This is a genomic window from Kitasatospora sp. NPDC041917 (genome assembly GCF_055589745.1).
The window spans coordinates 277602-293447 of record NZ_JBVJBI010000001.1; the positions used below are offsets into that span (position 1 = coordinate 277602).

Annotated in this window: 12 protein-coding genes; 4 read left to right on the forward strand and 8 right to left on the reverse strand. The window is 72.3% G+C overall.

The features are described 5' to 3' along the window. Positions 1-134: 134 nt before the first annotated feature. Together ACZ6EM_RS01235 and ACZ6EM_RS01240 are read left to right on the forward strand one after the other, a co-directional pair. The gene (locus ACZ6EM_RS01235; protein ID WP_465771345.1) at positions 135-2375 is read left to right on the forward strand and encodes an ATP-binding protein; all 2241 of its coding nucleotides are present in this window, start codon (positions 135-137) and stop codon (positions 2373-2375) included. Positions 2376-2427: 52 nt separating this feature from the next. Then, the gene (locus ACZ6EM_RS01240) at positions 2428-2754 is read left to right on the forward strand and encodes a tetratricopeptide repeat protein (RefSeq protein ID WP_359897459.1); all 327 of its coding nucleotides are present in this window, start codon (positions 2428-2430) and stop codon (positions 2752-2754) included. Positions 2755-2850: 96 nt separating this feature from the next. On the opposite strand, the gene rpsD is transcribed toward ACZ6EM_RS01240, so the two are convergent. The 7 genes from rpsD to ACZ6EM_RS01275 all read right to left on the reverse strand — a co-directional run bounded on the left by rpsD (position 2851) and on the right by ACZ6EM_RS01275 (position 10635). Beyond that, a complete protein-coding gene (gene rpsD, locus ACZ6EM_RS01245; RefSeq protein ID WP_030240707.1) occupies positions 2851-3465 on the reverse strand; it encodes a 30S ribosomal protein S4 in 615 nt (204 codons plus the stop codon). 309 nt (positions 3466-3774) lie between these two features. Next, complete coding sequence (locus ACZ6EM_RS01250) at positions 3775-5217, reverse strand: replication-associated recombination protein A (RefSeq protein ID WP_401050590.1); 1443 nt, start codon at positions 5215-5217, stop codon at positions 3775-3777. Positions 5218-5274: 57 nt separating this feature from the next. Continuing rightward, positions 5275-6093, reverse strand: coding sequence for a polyphosphate kinase 2 (gene ppk2 / locus ACZ6EM_RS01255; RefSeq protein WP_401050591.1), 819 nt, complete (start codon positions 6091-6093; stop codon positions 5275-5277). A 170-nt stretch (positions 6094-6263) separates the two neighbouring features. Beyond that, a complete protein-coding gene (locus tag ACZ6EM_RS01260) occupies positions 6264-6770 on the reverse strand; it encodes a GNAT family N-acetyltransferase (protein ID WP_380546469.1) in 507 nt (168 codons plus the stop codon). A 96-nt stretch (positions 6771-6866) separates the two neighbouring features. Continuing rightward, a complete protein-coding gene (aspS, locus tag ACZ6EM_RS01265) occupies positions 6867-8657 on the reverse strand; it encodes an aspartate--tRNA ligase (RefSeq protein ID WP_380546471.1) in 1791 nt (596 codons plus the stop codon). Continuing rightward, positions 8654-9916, reverse strand: coding sequence for a histidine--tRNA ligase (gene hisS, locus ACZ6EM_RS01270; RefSeq protein WP_359897464.1), 1263 nt, complete (start codon positions 9914-9916; stop codon positions 8654-8656). The genes aspS and hisS overlap by 4 nt, the downstream gene beginning before the upstream one ends. Positions 9917-9927: 11 nt before the next feature. Further along, entirely contained in the window at positions 9928-10635 is a 708-nt protein-coding gene (locus ACZ6EM_RS01275; protein ID WP_380351198.1) for an MBL fold metallo-hydrolase, read from the reverse strand. A 250-nt stretch (positions 10636-10885) separates the two neighbouring features. Here ACZ6EM_RS01275 and ACZ6EM_RS01280 point away from each other — a divergent pair, with 250 nt between their 5' ends. Both ACZ6EM_RS01280 and ACZ6EM_RS01285 read left to right on the forward strand, forming a co-directional pair. After that, positions 10886-11731 carry a peptidylprolyl isomerase gene (locus tag ACZ6EM_RS01280; protein WP_465771346.1) on the forward strand — a complete coding sequence of 282 codons (846 nt, stop codon included), beginning with the start codon at positions 10886-10888 and terminating at the stop codon, positions 11729-11731. Positions 11732-11996: 265 nt separating this feature from the next. Beyond that, the gene (locus tag ACZ6EM_RS01285) at positions 11997-13226 is read left to right on the forward strand and encodes a DUF349 domain-containing protein (RefSeq protein ID WP_401053914.1); all 1230 of its coding nucleotides are present in this window, start codon (positions 11997-11999) and stop codon (positions 13224-13226) included. 67 nt (positions 13227-13293) lie between these two features. On the opposite strand, the gene ACZ6EM_RS01290 is transcribed toward ACZ6EM_RS01285, so the two are convergent. After that, a complete protein-coding gene (locus ACZ6EM_RS01290) occupies positions 13294-15804 on the reverse strand; it encodes a RelA/SpoT family protein (protein ID WP_452178331.1) in 2511 nt (836 codons plus the stop codon). Positions 15805-15846: the final 42 nt, after the last annotated feature.

A 15846-nucleotide genomic window follows, 5' to 3' on the forward strand; every position in this document is an offset into this window, starting at 1 on the left:
ATCCGGTCGGGTGTGCGATCCGCGCGCGTAACCTACCGATCGGTCACCTCGTTCTGCCTGGCAGGCCGTCGCCCGTACGGCCCGACGCACGTCCGGACCCCGACCGGTCCGGCCTGGAGCACGGGGAGCAGCCTTTGGCCGGGGACTGGACAGCACCGCCCGGGGAGCCCGCGGCGGGGCCGCACGGGCCGGAGCCCGGCCGGCTGCCGGCCGAGGTGACCGGCTTCGTCGGGCGGCGGGGCGAACTGGCCGAGCTGGCCGGGCTGCTGGACTCGGCCCGGCTGGTGACCGTCACCGGGCCGGGCGGCGTGGGCAAGAGCCGGCTGGCCCTGCGCGCGGCGGCCCGGGCGGCCGACGCCTTCCCGGACGGCACCTGGCTGGTGGACGTGGCCCCGGTGCAGGACCCGCTGCTGCTCGGCCACGCCGTCCTGGAGGCGCTGCGGCTCGCCGACGGCTCCGCCCGTCCGCCGCTGGACGTCCTGATCGAGCGGCTGGAGGGCCGGCGTCTGCTGCTGGTGCTGGACGGCTGCGAGCACCTGGTGGAGGCCTGCGCCGAGTTGGCCGACGCGCTGCTGCGGGCGCTGCCCGGCCTGCGGCTGCTGACCACCAGCCGCACCACCCTGCGGGCCTCGGGCGAGCACCTGCTGGCCCTCACGCCGCTGCCGGTCGGCCCGGCGCCCTCCGGCCCGGTGCGGCCGGACGCGCTGCCGGACGCGGTGCGGCTGTTCGTCGAACGGGCCGGGGCGGTGCTGCCGTCCTTCGAGGTGACGGAGGCCAACGCGGAGGCGGTCGCGCTGCTCTGCCGCCGGCTGGACGGCATCCCGCTGGCCCTGGAGCTGGCCGCCGGCCGGCTGCGCGCGCTGTCGGTGGAGCAGGTCACCGCCCGGCTGGACGACCGTTTCCGGCTGCTCACCTGCGGCTCCCGGACGGCCCTGCCGCGGCACCGGACGCTGCGCACGACGGTCGGCTGGAGCCATGAGCTGTGCACCGTGCAGGAACGTTTACTCTGGGCCCGCCTGTCGGCCTTCGCCGGCGGATTCGACCTGGAGGCCGCCGAGTACGTCTGCGCCGGCGAGGGCATCGAGGCCGAGGAGGTCCTCGACCTGCTCGACGAGCTGGTCGCCCAGTCCGTGGTGCTGCGCGAGGACAGCGCCTTCGGCGTGCGCTTCCGGCTGCTGGACACCCTGCGCGAGTACGGCGGCCAGTGGCTGCGCGCCGCCGGCGAGGAGCAGCGGCTGCTGCGCCGCCACCGGGACTGGTACTTGGGCGTCGCCACCTGGGGCGAGGTCGAGTGGTTCGGCCCCCGGCAGGCGGAGACCGCCGAGCGCACCGGGCTCGCCCACGGCAACCTGCGCGCGGCGCTGGAGTTCTGCCTCGCCGAGCCGGGCGAGGAGCAGATCGCCCTGCTGCTGGCCGGCACGCTCTGGTTCTACTGGATCGGCTGCGGCCACCTCGGCGAGGGCCGGCACTGGCTGGACCGCGCGCTCGCGCTGGACCGCGAGCCCACCGAGGCCCGGGCCAAGGCCCTCTGGGTGACCGGCTACATGGCCACCCTCCAGGGCGACCTCGGCTTCGCCCGCCCGGCACTGGAGGAGTGCCGCCGGCAGGCCCTGGACACCGGCGACGACCGGGCGCTGGCCTACGCCGTCCACCGCCAGGGCTGCGTCGCCCTGGTCGGCGACGACCCCGACCGGGCCGCCGAACTGTTCGAGGAGGCGCTCTGGCACTACCGGACCATCGGCGAGCTCAACAGCAACGTGGTGATGGCCATGCTGGAGCTGGGCCTGGCCCACCTCTTCCAGGGCGATCCGGACAGCGGCGAGCTCTGGTTCGGCCAGGCCCGCGAGCTGTGCGAGGAGCACGGCGAGCAGTGGGCCTACGGGTACGTGCTCTACGCGATGGCGTACTCGCACTGGCTGGACGGCGCCGTGCAGCCCGCCCGGGCGCTGGCCCGGGAGTGCGTGCGGCTGAACCACCTCTTCCGCGACCGGCTCGGCATCGTGCTGGGCATCGACCTGCTGGCACTGCTGGAGACCGAGCCGAGCGGACCGGGCGAGCCGGGCGAGCCGGGCGACCTGCGCGAGGCCCGGGTGCTGCAGGGGGCCGCGCACCGGATCTGGCGCACGGTCGGCAACCCGTTCCTGGGCTCGCGGAACTTCTTCGGCCCCCACCAGGAGTGCGCCGAGCGGGCCCGGGCCGGGCTGACCGCCCAGGAGTACGAGGAGTGCTACGAGGCCGGGACCCTGCTGGACCTGGACGCGGCGGTCGCCCGGGCGCTCGGCGGCGGGGGCCGGGCGCAGGGCGCAGGGCCCGGAATCGGCGCGGGACCCCCGCTCGGTGCCGCCCGCGCCGGCGCCCTCGACGGCGCGGAATAGTTGAAACTTGCCGATTGCTTGAGGAGGCAAGGAACTGCCCGGAAGGAGCATCATGGCCGTCCACAACGCCGCCAACGAGTACCGCATGGCGAAGTTCTACTTCGATTCCAAGGCGTACACCGACGCGGCGCGCACGCTCGAAGGTGTCCTGGCCGAGGAGCCGACCAACCTCTCCGTCCGGATGCTGCTGGCCCGCAGCTACTTCCACTCGGCCCAGCTCCGCCGCGCCGAGGCGGAGCTGCTGCGGATCCTGGAGGCCGACCCGGCCGAGGACTACGCCCGGCTGATGCTCGGCCGCACCCTGGAGCGCCAGGGCCGGCCCGAGGAGGCCCGCCCGCACCTGCGGCTGGCCGCCGCGATGACCGGCGAGAGCATCTGACGGCAGCGGGAAGGACAGCACGGAAAAGGGGCGAGCCCCCGTCGCCTCGAAAGGCGGCGGGGGCTCGCTCGTGGTGTCGCGAAGAGCGGAACCGGGTCAGCGCGAGTAGTACTCGACGACCAGCTGCTCGTCACAGATCACCGGGACCTCCTTGCGCTGCGGCGCACGGTCCAGGCGGAAGGCCAGGGCCTTCAGGTTGACCTCGAGGTACTTCGGGGTCTGGCCCTCACCCGCGTAGCCACCCTCACGGGCGACCTGGAAGGGGACCTTCTCCTTGCTGCGCTCGCGGACGGTCACCACGAAGCCCGGCTTCATCTGGAACGACGGCTTGTTGACCTTGCCGCCGTTGACCTCGATGTGGCCGTGGACGACCATCTGGCGGGCCTGGTAGATGGTGCGGGCGATGCCCGAACGCAGCACCAGCGAGTCCAGACGGGTCTCCAGGTCGGCGACGAGCGCCTCACCGGTCTTGCCCTCGGCCTTCTTCGCGCGGTCGAACGCGCGCGCCATCTGCTTCTCGCTCAGGTCGTACTGGGCGCGCAGACGCTGCTTCTCGAGCAGACGGACCTTGTAGTCCGAGTTCTGCTTGCGGCCACGGCCGTGCTGGCCGGGCGGGTACGGGCGGGCCTCGAAGTACTTGACGGACTTCGGGGTCAGCGGCACGCCGAGCGCACGCGCGATCTTGACCTTGGGACGCTTCTGGTTCGCCATGAACCAAACCTTCCTTGCTTACGAATACGGCTTCACCAGGTGTTGACGGAGGTCGCATCTCGCGACCCGGAGACAACCCATCGCCGAGGCGATGCGGTCAGCCGCTCTCCGGAGCCGGGCACGAACGTGCTGGTCACACGGACCGGCCCAGAATCTGGGCCGCCCGCGACACCGAAACGGTGCGCGACGCTCCTGGTGCGGGCCCCTCGGAGGGGGCCTACGGCCGGTGTCCCGCTGGTGCGGCCGGTCGGTGGGGTCTCCCCCGCCGCCGTCCCGGGACATGGCACTCCGACCGAGTATACCGGTGGATCACTCGCCCTTTTCCCCGGGCCGCTCCTCGGCCTTCTGCTCCGGCTTCGCGGGCGCCTTCCCGTCCTTCTTCCCGGCCTTGCCCTCCACCCTGCGCTCCCCCCGCAGCCGCCCGCGCGTCCACTCCACCACGTCCGCGTACCGGGCCTCGCCGCCGCGCCTGGTCGGGCGGTAGTACTCCTTGCCGTGCACCGCGTCCGGCGCGTACTGCTGGGCGGCGATGCCCTCCGGCAGGTCGTGCGGGTACCGGTAGCCCTGGCCGTGGCCGAGCTTGCCCGCGCCGCCGTAGTGCGCGTCGCGCAGGTGGGGCGGGACGGCGCCCGCCAGGCCCTGCCGGACGTCCGCCAGCGCCGCGTCGATCGCCAGGTAGGCGGCGTTGGACTTGGGCGCCAGGGCCAGCGCGATGGCCGCCTGGGAGAGGATGATCCGGGCCTCCGGGAAGCCGATCAGGGCCACCGCCTGGGCCGCCGCCACCGCCGTCTGCAGGGCCGTCGGGTCGGCCAGGCCGACGTCCTCGCTGGCCGAGATCATCAGCCGGCGGGCGATGAACCGCGGGTCCTCCCCCGCCTCGATCATTCGGGCCAGGTAGTGCAGGGTGGCGTCCACGTCGCTGCCGCGGATCGACTTGATCAGCGCGCTCGCCACGTCGTAGTGCTGGTCGCCGTCCTTGTCGTAGCGCACCGCCGCCTGGTTGACCGCCGTCTCGGTGGTGGCCAGCGTGATGCTCGACTCGCCCTTCTCCAGCGCCGCACCGGCCGCCGCCTCCAGGGTGGTGAGCGCCCGCCGGGCGTCCCCGCCGGCCAGCCGCACCAGGTGGTCCTCGGCCTCCGCGGACAGCTCCAGCGCGCCCTCCAGGCCGCGCTCGTCGGCCACCGCGCGGCGCAGCAGCGCCCGGATGTCCTCGTCGGTCAGCGACTCCAGGGTGAGCAGCAGCGAGCGGGACAGCAGCGGGGAGATCACCGAGAAGTACGGGTTCTCGGTCGTCGCCGCGATCAGGGTCACCCAGCGGTTCTCCACGGCCGGCAGCAGCGAGTCCTGCTGGGCCTTGGAGAAGCGGTGGATCTCGTCCAGGAAGAGCACCGTCTCCCGGCCGGACATCCCGACCGCCCGCCGGGCGCCGTCGATCACCGCCCGGACCTCCTTGACCCCGGCGGTGATCGCGGACAGCTCCACGAAGCGGCCCTCGACCGCCTGGCTGATCACGTGCGCCAGGGTGGTCTTGCCGGTGCCGGGCGGCCCCCAGAGGATCACCGAACTGGTCGCCGCCGGGCCCCGCGAGCCCGCGACCAGCCGGCGCAGCGGCGAGCCGGGCTTCAGCAGCTGCCGCTGCCCCGCCACCTCGTCCAGGGTGCGCGGACGCATCCGTACGGCCAGCGGCGCCCGGCCGGGCTCCCTGGTCTGGCGTTCCTCGGCTGCGGCGGTGAAGAGGTCCGGTTCGTCCACACCGGAAGCCTATGCGAGGCCCCGGACAGCCCGGCAAGGCACGCGACGGGCCCCGCCCTACTCCAGCCCGGCGGCGTGGTCCGGGACGTACTTCTGCAGGTCGCGCGGGGGCCGCTGGTAGCCGCGCGACGCGGGGCGGGGCGGCAGTTCGACCTGCCGGGCCTTGATCTCGCGGTACGGCACGGTGGACAGCAGGTGGGCGATCATGTTGATCCGGGCCCGGCGCTTGTCGTCGCTCTCCACCACGTGCCAGGGCGAGTCCGGGGTGTCGGTGTGGATGAACATCTCGTCCTTGGCCCGCGAGTAGTCCTCCCAGCGGGTGATCGACTCGACGTCCATCGGGGAGAGCTTCCAGCCCTTCATCGGGTCGCCCAGGCGGTCCCGGAAGCGCCGCTCCTGCTCGGTGTCGCTCACCGAGAACCAGTACTTGCGCAGCAGGATGCCCGACTCGGTCAGCATCCGCTCGAAGGTCGGGCACTGGTGCAGGAACTGCCAGTACTCCTCGTCGTTGCAGAAGCCCATCACGCGCTCGACGCCCGCGCGGTTGTACCAGCTGCGGTCGAACAGCACGATCTCCCCGGCGGCCGGCAGGTGCTCGACGTACCGCTGGAAGTACCACTGGGTCTTCTGCCGTTCGGTCGGCGTGGGCAGCGCCGCGACCCGGGCGATGCGCGGGTTCAGGTACTCCGTCACCCGCTTGATCGCTCCGCCCTTTCCGGCGGCGTCGCGTCCCTCGAAGACCACCACCAGCCGGGCGCCCTCGGCCCGCACCCACTCCTGGAGCTTCACCAGCTCCTCCTGGAGCCGCAGCAGCTCCCGCTCGTACGGCTTCCTGGCCAGTTTCTCCGGCTTCCCGGTCCGCCGCTGCTCGGCCACCCTCGGGTCCTCCGTTCGGTCGAATGCTGATGAGCATTCACCGTAGGCGCCGACGGCCGGATCCGCAGGTCGGCGAGGCCGTGGCGACCGGGCCGGTCTCGTGGACCGGCCCCGGGAGAGGCGCCCGAGGGAGCGGCGCTCGGGGTGGGGCAAGAGCCTGGAGGCAGGCTCTATACGGCGACGAAGGGCTCGGGGTAGCGGCAGAGCCCGCGAGGGGCACCGTCGTACGCCGCCAGCGGCAGCGCCTGGAAGTACGCCTCCGGCACCTCGAACGGGCCGGTGACCTCGTGTCGCCCGGCCGGCGCGAAGCCGAACCGCCCGTAGTACTCCGGATCGCCGAGGACGACCACGAGCTTCTCGCCCGCCTCCTCGGCCGCCGCCAGCACGGCCCGGACGACCAGCTCGCCGACGCCCCGGCGCTGCCACTCGGGCGCCACCGCGACCGGCGCGAGCGCCAGCGCCTTGCCGTCGCCGACCCGCAACCGGGTCAGCAGCGCGTGTCCGATCACCAGCCCGGCACCGTCGACCGCCACCACGGACAGCCCGGGCAGCCAGGCGGGATCGCGGCGCAGCGCGTCCACCAGATCCGCCTCGTCCGGCCCCGGGAACGCGGCCATGTGGACGCGTCTGGTCGCCGGGACGTCGTCCGGACATTCGACTCTCGTCGTGACCTGCATTGAGTCAACCCTCCCTGTGTCACACACCGTTGTGGACCGGCCCCGGACGACGGGCGAGCCGTCCGGGGCCGTTGCAGGTTAGCGGATGACGCGACGTCAGGACTTGGGCTGAGCCTCGCCCTTGGCGTCCTCGCGGACCTTCGGCTGGGCGTCCACACCGGCCTCGCGACGCTGCGCCGGGGTGATCGGGGTCGGGGCGCCGGTCAGCGGGTCGCCGCCGGTGGACGTCTTCGGGAAGGCGATGACGTCCCGGATGGTGTCGTACCCGCCCAGCAGCGTGACGATGCGGTCCAGGCCGAAGGCGACGCCACCGTGCGGCGGCGGGCCGTAGTTGAAGGCGTCCAGCAGGAAGCCGAACTGCGAGGCCGCCTCCTCCTCGGAGAGGCCGATCGCGTCGAACGCCCGCTTCTGCACGTCGCGCTGGTGGATACGGATCGAACCGCCGCCCAGCTCCGAGCCGTTGAGGACCAGGTCGTAGGCGTTGGAGAGCGCCGAGCCCGGGTCGGTGTCGAAGGTGGCCAGCGACTCCGCGGTCGGGGCGGTGAACGGGTGGTGCACCGCGTGCCAGCCCTGGAACTGTCCCTTGTCGTCCTCGATCGGCTCGAACATCGGGAAGTCGACGACCCAGAGGAAGGCCCACTGGGACTCGTCGATCAGCTCGCAGCGGCGGCCGATCTCCAGACGGGCGGCGCCGAGCAGCTCCTGCGAGGCGCGCTCCTTGCCGGCCGCGAAGAAGATCGCGTCGCCGTTCTTGGCGCCCGCGGCGGCGGCGAGGCCGGCCAGGTGCTCCTCGGAGAGGTTCTTGGCGACCGGGCCGCGCAGCTCGCCGGTCTCGGCGTCGATGAGGACGTAGGCCAGGCCCCTGGCGCCGCGCGCCTTGGCCCAGTCCTGCCAGGCGTCCAGCTGCTTGCGCGGCTGCGAGGCACCGCCGGGCATGACCACGGCGCCGACGTACGGGGCCTGGAAGACGCGGAAGTCGGTGCCCTTGAAGTACGCGGTCAGGTCGGTGAGCTCCTGGCCGAAGCGGACGTCCGGCTTGTCCGAGCCGTAGCGGCCCATGGCGTCCGCGTAGGTCATCCGCGGCAGCGGGTTGGGGATCTCGTAGCCGTGGACCTCGCGCCAGACGGAGCCGATGATCTTCTCGCCGAGGGCCAGGATGTCCTCCTGGTCGACGAACGAGGCCTCGATGTCCAGCTGGGTGAACTCCGGCTGCCGGTCGGCGCGGAAGTCCTCGTCGCGGAAGCAGCGGGCGATCTGGTAGTAGCGCTCCATGCCGGCCACCATCAGCAGCTGCTTGAACAGCTGGGGCGACTGCGGCAGGGCGTACCAGTGGCCGGGCTGGAGGCGGACCGGGACCAGGAAGTCGCGGGCGCCCTCGGGGGTGGAACGGGTGAGGTACGGCGTCTCGATGTCGAGGTAGTCGTTCTCCTCCATCACCCGGCGGATGATGTTGTTGACCTTGGAGCGCAGGCGCAGGCCCTTGGCCGGGCCCTCGCGGCGCAGGTCCAGGTAGCGGTAGCGCAGCCGGACCTCCTCGTTGACCGTGCCCGGCTCGTACTCGGCGACCGGGAAGGGCAGCGGGGCGGCCTCGGAGAGCACCTCGATCGCGCTGACGACGACCTCGACCGCGCCGGTCGGGATGTCCGGGTTCTCATTGCCCTCGGGGCGGACCCGGACGTCGCCGACGACCTTGACGCAGTACTCGGCGCGCAGGCCGTGCACCGAGTCGAGGTCGCGGACCACGATCTGCACGGTGCCGGAGGCGTCGCGCAGATCGATGAAGGCGACGCCGCCGTGGTCGCGGCGGCGGGCGACCCAGCCGGCCAGGGTGACGGTGGTGCCTGCGTGCTCCGGGCGGAGCGTGCCCGCGTCGTGCGTGCGGATCACAGCTGCTTCTCCTTCAGGGTGGTGACGAGTGCGTCGAGGGCGACGGGGGCCTGTTCGCCGGTGCTCAGGTCCTTGAGCTGGACGACGCCCTCGGCGAGGTCCCGGTCCCCGGCGATCAGGGCGAAGCGGGCGCCGGACCGGTCGGCGGACTTCATGGCGTTCTTGATGCTCTTGACGCCGAAGGCGAGGTCGGTGGCGACGCCGGCCCGGCGCAGCTCGACCACCTTGGCGAACAGGATGTTCTTGGCCTCCTCGCCGAGCGCGACGGCGTAGACGGAGGTGGCGGCCGGCAGGTCGAGGTCCACGCCCTCGGCCTCCAGGGCGAGGAAGGTGCGGTCCACGCCGAGGGCCCAGCCGACGGACGGCAGCGCGGGGCCGCCGATCATCTCGGACAGGCCGTCGTAGCGGCCGCCGCCGCCGATCGCGGACTGGGCGCCGAGGCCGTTGTGCACGAACTCGAAGGTGGTGCGGGTGTAGTAGTCCAGGCCGCGGACCAGCTTCGGGTCGTCGACGAAGGCGACGCCGTTGGCGGTGAGCAGCTCGCGGACCTTCTCGTCGTACGCCTTGCACTCCTCGCACAGGTAGTCGCGGAGCATCGGGGCGTCGGTGAGCTGGGCCTGCACCGACTCGCGCTTGTCGTCGAGGACGCGCAGCGGGTTGATCTCGGCGCGGCGGCGGGTCTCCTCGTCCAGGTCCAGGCCCGAGAGGAACTCGATCAGGGCGGCGCGGTAGACCGGGCGGCACTGCTTGTCGCCGAGGCTGTTGAGCAGCAGCGAGTAGTTGCCCAGGCCCAGCGAGCGGAAGGCGTCGTCGGCCAGGATGATCAGCTCGGCGTCCAGCGCCGGGTCCTCGGCGCCGATCGCCTCGGCACCGACCTGGGAGAACTGGCGGTAGCGGCCCTTCTGGGCCCGCTCGTAGCGGTAGTACGAGCCGGAGTACCAGAGCTTGACCGGCAGGTTGCCCTGCTTGTGCAGGTTGGCCTGGAGGGCGGCGCGCAGCACCGAGGCGGTGCCCTCCGGGCGCAGCGCCAGCTCGTCGCCGCCCTTGGTGGTGAGGGTGTACATCTCCTTGGAGACGATGTCGGTGGACTCGCCGACACCGCGGGAGAACAGCTTCACGTCCTCGAAGACCGGGGTCTCGACGTAGCCGTAGCCGGCCCGGCGGGCGGGCGCGGCGATGCGCTCGCGGATCGCCAGGAACGTCGCGGAGCTGGGGGGCAGCAGGTCGTAGGTGCCCTTGGGGGCGGTGAAGGTGCTCAACTTCTCTTCCGTCACATTCCTCGTCGCGGGAAAGCCGGGGCGCCGGCCGCCCCCGCTGCCTGTCGGAGGTAGGGGTTGGTGGCGCGCTCGCGGCCGATGGTGGTCTGACCGCCGTGGCCGGAGAGGACCACGGTGGAATCGTCGAGGGGCAGGCACACCCGGGCCAGCGAGTTCATGATCGCCGCGCTGTCCCCGCCCGGGAGGTCGGTACGCCCGATGGAGCCGGCGAACAGCAGGTCGCCCGAGAACAGCACCGGGGGGAGGTCCTCGGCACCGGGCGTCCGGAAGGTCACCGACCCCCCGGTATGGCCCGGGGCGTGGTCCACGGTGAGCTTCAGGCCGGCCAGCTCCAGCACGCTGCCGTCGGTGAGCTCGCGCACGTCGTCGGGCTCGCCGACGGTGAGCTCGCCCATCAGCTGGGTGCCCAGGGAGCGGCCGAGCGCCTTCTCCGGGTCGGACATCATGTACCGGTCCTCGGGGTGGATCCAGGCCGGGACGCCGCGGGCGCCGCAGACCGGGACCACCGAGGCCACGTGGTCGATGTGGCCGTGGGTGAGCAGCACGGCGACGGGCTTCAGCCGGTGCTCGCGGACCATGTCCTCGACGCCGCGGGCCGCCTGGTGGCCGGGATCGACGATGACGCACTCCTCGCCCGCCGCCGGAGCGACCAGGTAGCAGTTGGTGCCCCAGGCTCCAGCGGGGAATCCGGCGATGAACACGCGCGTCCTTCGGGTGTGCGGCGGTCGGCTGCGGCGGCTACCAGTCGTGATCGCTGCCAGTGGTGATGTAGGTGCAGCCTACCGGCGCCGCGGGTCCGGTTGCGAACCAGATAGCGGTGACGGAGCGCCGCGGCCCGGCAGGTTCACCGGGTTCTTACAGGCCCGGTCCCTACACTTGGCCGCCGAGGGATGCGATGATCCGCTCCGGAATCCATCCACTTTTCCCGCACATCCGTAGGAGACACGGCCGGTGGTCAACAGCGAACAACGGCGGCGGCAGCTCGCCCGAGACAAGTACGAGCGCCAGTTGGAGCGCCGGGTCGCGGCCGCGGCCGCACGCAGGCGGCGCAACACGATCCTGGGCGCCTCGCTCGCCGTCGTGGTGCTGGCCGGCGGTGGCACCCTGATCGCCACCGGCGCGTTCAGCTCGGACGACAAGGGCGACAAGAAGGCCTCGGCGAACAGCGCCCAGGCGGCGCCGACCAGCACCGACGAGCCGACCACCCCGACCCGCAAGCCGGTCGAGGGCTGCGCCGCTCCGGCGCCGGGCGCGCCCAACGGCAAGCAGTGGCAGGCCGAGCCGCCCATGACGATCGACCCGAGCGGCTCGTACGCCATGACGCTGGACAGCAACTGCGGCAAGGTGACGATCGCGCTGGAGGCCGCGAAGGCCCCGCACACCGTGAACTCCTTCGCCTTCCTGGCCGGCGAGCAGTACTTCGACCACACCAAGTGCCACCGGCTCACCACCGACGGCATCTTCGTGCTCCAGTGCGGCGACCCGACCGCCAGCGCGACCGTCCCGGGCGGCACCGGCGGCCCCGGCTACAAGTTCGCGGACGAGAACCTGACCGGCGCGACCTACCCGGCCGGCACCGTGGCGATGGCCAACTCCGGCCCGGGCACCAACGGCAGCCAGTTCTTCCTGGTCTACAAGGACACCAAGCTGCCGCCGAACTACACCCCCTTCGGCAAGATCACCGGGGGCCTGGACGTGGTGCAGAAGATCGCCGCCGCGGGCACCCTGGAGGGCTCGCCGGACGGCCACCCGATGGCCGACGTCACCTTCAACTCCGTTACGGTGGCGAAGGGTTGACCTACTCCGGGGCCCTGCGGGGGCGGCCTGCGCGCCGTCCCCGCAGGGCCCCGGACCGAAATCGCCCGGCCCGGATGCGGACAGCACCGGTCCCGGTCGCCTATGTTGGCGTTGTATAGGGTGCCCGCACCCGCCTGGCCGTCACCCTCGGCAGCAAGGCACGGCGGACGGGGACGGCGGACTCTTTCGGTCCGTCGCACATCAACTGTGGACGACGGACGCGCGCCGCCCCGGCGCGGGCGCGACGTCATGTGGAGGACGCGCTATGAGCAGCGACCCGTGGGGCCGTGTGGACGAGCAGGGCACGGTCTACGTCAGGACGGCCGACGGTGAACGCGTCGTCGGTTCCTGGCAGGCCGGCTCGCCCGAGGAGGCCCTCGCCTACTTCGAGCGCAAGTACCAGGGCATCGAGGTGGAGATCGGCCTGCTGGAGAAGCGGGTGCGCACCACCGACCTGGCCGCCAAGGACGCCCAGACCGCGCTGGAGCACCTGCGCGCCCAGGTGGTCGAGGGACACGCGGTCGGCGACCTGGAGGGCCTGGCCAAGCGGCTGGACACGCTCGCCGGCGAGATCGAGAGCCGGCGCGAGGAGCGCAAGGCCGCTCGCGCCAAGGCCCAGGACGAGGCCCGTGCGGCCAAGGAGGCCCTGGTCACCGAGGCCGAGCAGCTCGCCGAGTCGACCCAGTGGCGGGAGGCCGGGGACCGGCTGCGCGCCCTGGTGGACACCTGGAAGGGCCTGCCGCGGCTGGACCGCAAGAGCGACGACGAGCTGTGGCACCGCTTCTCGCACGCCCGCTCGGTCTTCTCCAAGCACCGCAAGGCGCACTTCGCCACCCTGGACGCCGAGCGCGAGAAGGCCCGGCAGACCAAGGAGGCGCTGGTCACCGAGGCCGAGGCGCTGTCCTCGTCCACGGAGTGGGGCAGCACCGCGGCCGCCTACCGCGACCTGATGGCGCGCTGGAAGTCCGCCGGCCGGGCCCAGCGGGACATCGAGGACGAGCTGTGGGCGCGGTTCCGCGGCGCCCAGGACGTCTTCTTCCAGGCCCGCTCCTCGGTGTTCAGCGAGCGGGACGCCGAGCAGGTGGAGAACCAGAAGCTCAAGGAGGCGCTGGCCGCCGAGGCCGAGGCGATCCTGCCGATCACCGACCTCAAGACCGCCAAGGCCGCGCTGCGCGAGGTCAACGAGCGCTGGGAGGCCATCGGCCACGTGCCGCGCGAGGTCCGTCCGAAGCTGGACGGCCGGCTGAACACGGTCGAGCGGGCCATCCGCGAGGCCGAGGACGCCGAGTGGAGGCGGTCCAACCCGGAGGCCAAGGCCCGCGCGGCCGGCATGGTCGGCCTGTTCCAGGCCAAGGCCGACAAGATCCAGGCCGACCTGGCCAAGGCCCGCGCGGCCGGAAACGCGTCCAGGACCGCCAAGCTGGAGTCCGAGCTGGCCGGTGTGCAGACCCTGCTGGAGCAGGCGCACCGGAGCCAGGAGGAGTTCAGCGGCTGACCGCCCCGAGCGCTGAACGGCGAAGGCCCCCGGGAACGCTCCCGGGGGCCTTCCGCGTACCCGCGCGCTACTTGCGGGCGGAGGTGACGCGGTAGACGTCGTACACGCCCTCGACGCCGCGCACCGCCTTGAGCACGTGGCCCAGGTGCTTCGGGTCGCCCATCTCGAAGGTGAAGCGGCTCATCGCCACCCGGTCCCGGGAGGTCTGCACCGCCGCCGACAGGATGTTGACGTGCTGGTCGGAGAGCACCCGGGTGACGTCCGAGAGCAGCCGGGAGCGGTCCAGCGCCTCGACCTGGATGGCCACCAGGAAGACCGAGGACTGGGTGGCCGCCCACTCGACGTCGATCATGCGCTCCGGCTGCTGGCTCAGCGCCTCCACGTTGACGCAGTCGGCGCGGTGCACCGAGACGCCGTTGCCGCGGGTCACGAAGCCGACGATCGGGTCGCCGGGCACCGGGGTGCAGCAGCGGGAGAGCTTGACCCAGACGTCCTCGACGCCCTTGACGATCACGCCCGGGTCGCCCTTGGCCCGGCGGCGCGCCGCGCGGCGGTTGTCGTGGGTCGGGGTGGCGGTCTCCGCCAGGTCCTCGGTCGCCCCCTCCTCGCCGCCGAGCGCCTGCACCAGCTTCTGCACGATGTTCGGCGCGGCGACGTGGCCCTCGCCGATCGCGGCGTAGAGCGAGGAGATGTCGGGGTAGCGCATCTCGTGGGCCAGGGTGACCAGCGAGTCGCCGGTCAGGATCCGCTGGATCGGCAGGCCCTGCTTGCGCATCGCCCGGACGATCGCCTCCTTGCCGTGCTCGATCGCCTCCTCGCGGCGCTCCTTGGAGAACCAGGCCCGGATCTTGTTGCGGGCGCGTGGGGACTTGACGAAGCCCAGCCAGTCCCGGGAGGGTCCGGCGTTCTCCGCCTTGGAGGTGAAGACCTCGACGGTGTCGCCGTTCTCCAGGGTCGACTCCAGCGGCACCAGCCGCCCGTTGACCCGGGCGCCTATCGTCCGGTAGCCGACCTCGGTGTGCACCGCGAAGGCGAAGTCGACCGGGGTGGCCCCGGCCGGCAGGGCTATCACATCACCCTTGGGGGTGAAGACGAAGACCTCGTTGCTGGCCAGGTCGAAGCGGAGCGACTCCAGGAACTCGCCCGGGTCGGCGGTCTCCTTCTGCCAGTCCAGCAGCTGTCGCAGCCAGGCCATCTCGTTGACGGCGCCGGCCTTGTCCTCCTTGCGGACCTGGGTCGGGGTGTCGGTGCGGACCTTGGACGCCCCGGCCACCGCGCGCTGCTTGTACTTCCAGTGCGCGGCGATGCCGTACTCGGCCCGCCGGTGCATGTCGAAGGTGCGGATCTGCAGCTCGACCGGCTTGCCCCCGGGACCGATCACCGTGGTGTGCAGCGACTGGTACATGTTGAACTTGGGCATCGCGATGTAGTCCTTGAACCGCCCCGGCACCGGGTTCCACCGCGCGTGGATGGTGCCCAGCGCCGCGTAGCAGTCGCGGACGGTGTCGACCAGGACCCGGATGCCCACCAGGTCGTAGATCTCGGCGAAGTCCCGGCCCCGGACGATCATCTTCTGGTAGACCGAGTAGTAGTGCTTCGGCCGGCCGGTGACGGAGGCGGTGATCCGGGCACCGCGCAGGTCCGCCTGGACCTGGTCGATGACGGTCGCCAGGTACTCGTCCCGCTTGGGGGCGCGCTCGGCGACCAGCCGGACGATCTCGTCGTACATCTTGGGGTAGAGGATCGCGAAGGCGAGGTCCTCCAGCTCCCACTTGATGGTGTTCATGCCCAGCCGGTGCGCCAGCGGGGCGTAGATCTCCAGCGTCTCGCGGGCCTTCTTCTCCTGCTTCTCCCGCTTGAGGTAGCGCATCGTGCGCATGTTGTGCAGGCGGTCGGCGAGCTTGATCACCAGGACCCGCGGGTCCTTGGCCATCGCCACGACCATCTTGCGGACGGTCTCGGCCTGCGCGGCCTCGCCGAACTTGACCCGGTCCAGCTTGGTGACGCCGTCCACCAGCAGGGCCACCGAGTCGCCGAAGTCCTTGCGCAGGGTCTCCAGGCCGTAGTCGGTGTCCTCGACGGTGTCGTGCAGCAGCCCGGCCATCAGGGTCGGGGCGTCCATGCCGAGCTCGGCCAGGATCGTCGCGACGGCCAGCGGGTGGGTGATGTACGGGTCGCCGCTCTTGCGCTTCTGTCCGCGGTGCCACTTCTCGGCCACCGCGTACGCCTTCTCGATGTCGCGCAGCAGCGCCGGGTCGGCCTTGGGGTCGTTCGCCCGGATCGAGCGGAACAGCGGCTCCAGGACGGGGTTCAGCACGCTGGAACGCTGGCCGCCGAGGCGGGCCAGGCGGGCGCGCATGCCACCGGTGGAACCGCGGCCGGAGGGGCCGAGCGAACGCGAGGAGGTCGGCGCCGGGCGTGCCGGGGTGGCCCCCGAGGGCGTGGGACGGTCTTCGGGGGCGGCCGCTGCGGCCGTGGGCACAACCTCGTCGGGCAAGGACAACTCCTCGGGGCACCGGGGTCGGCCCCTGCCGGGGCCCGGACGTTCGGGGACAACCGGGAGGGGATGAATCTTCATGGTACCGAGCCGGGCGCCGGGGTGTTCATCCGGCCGGGCCAG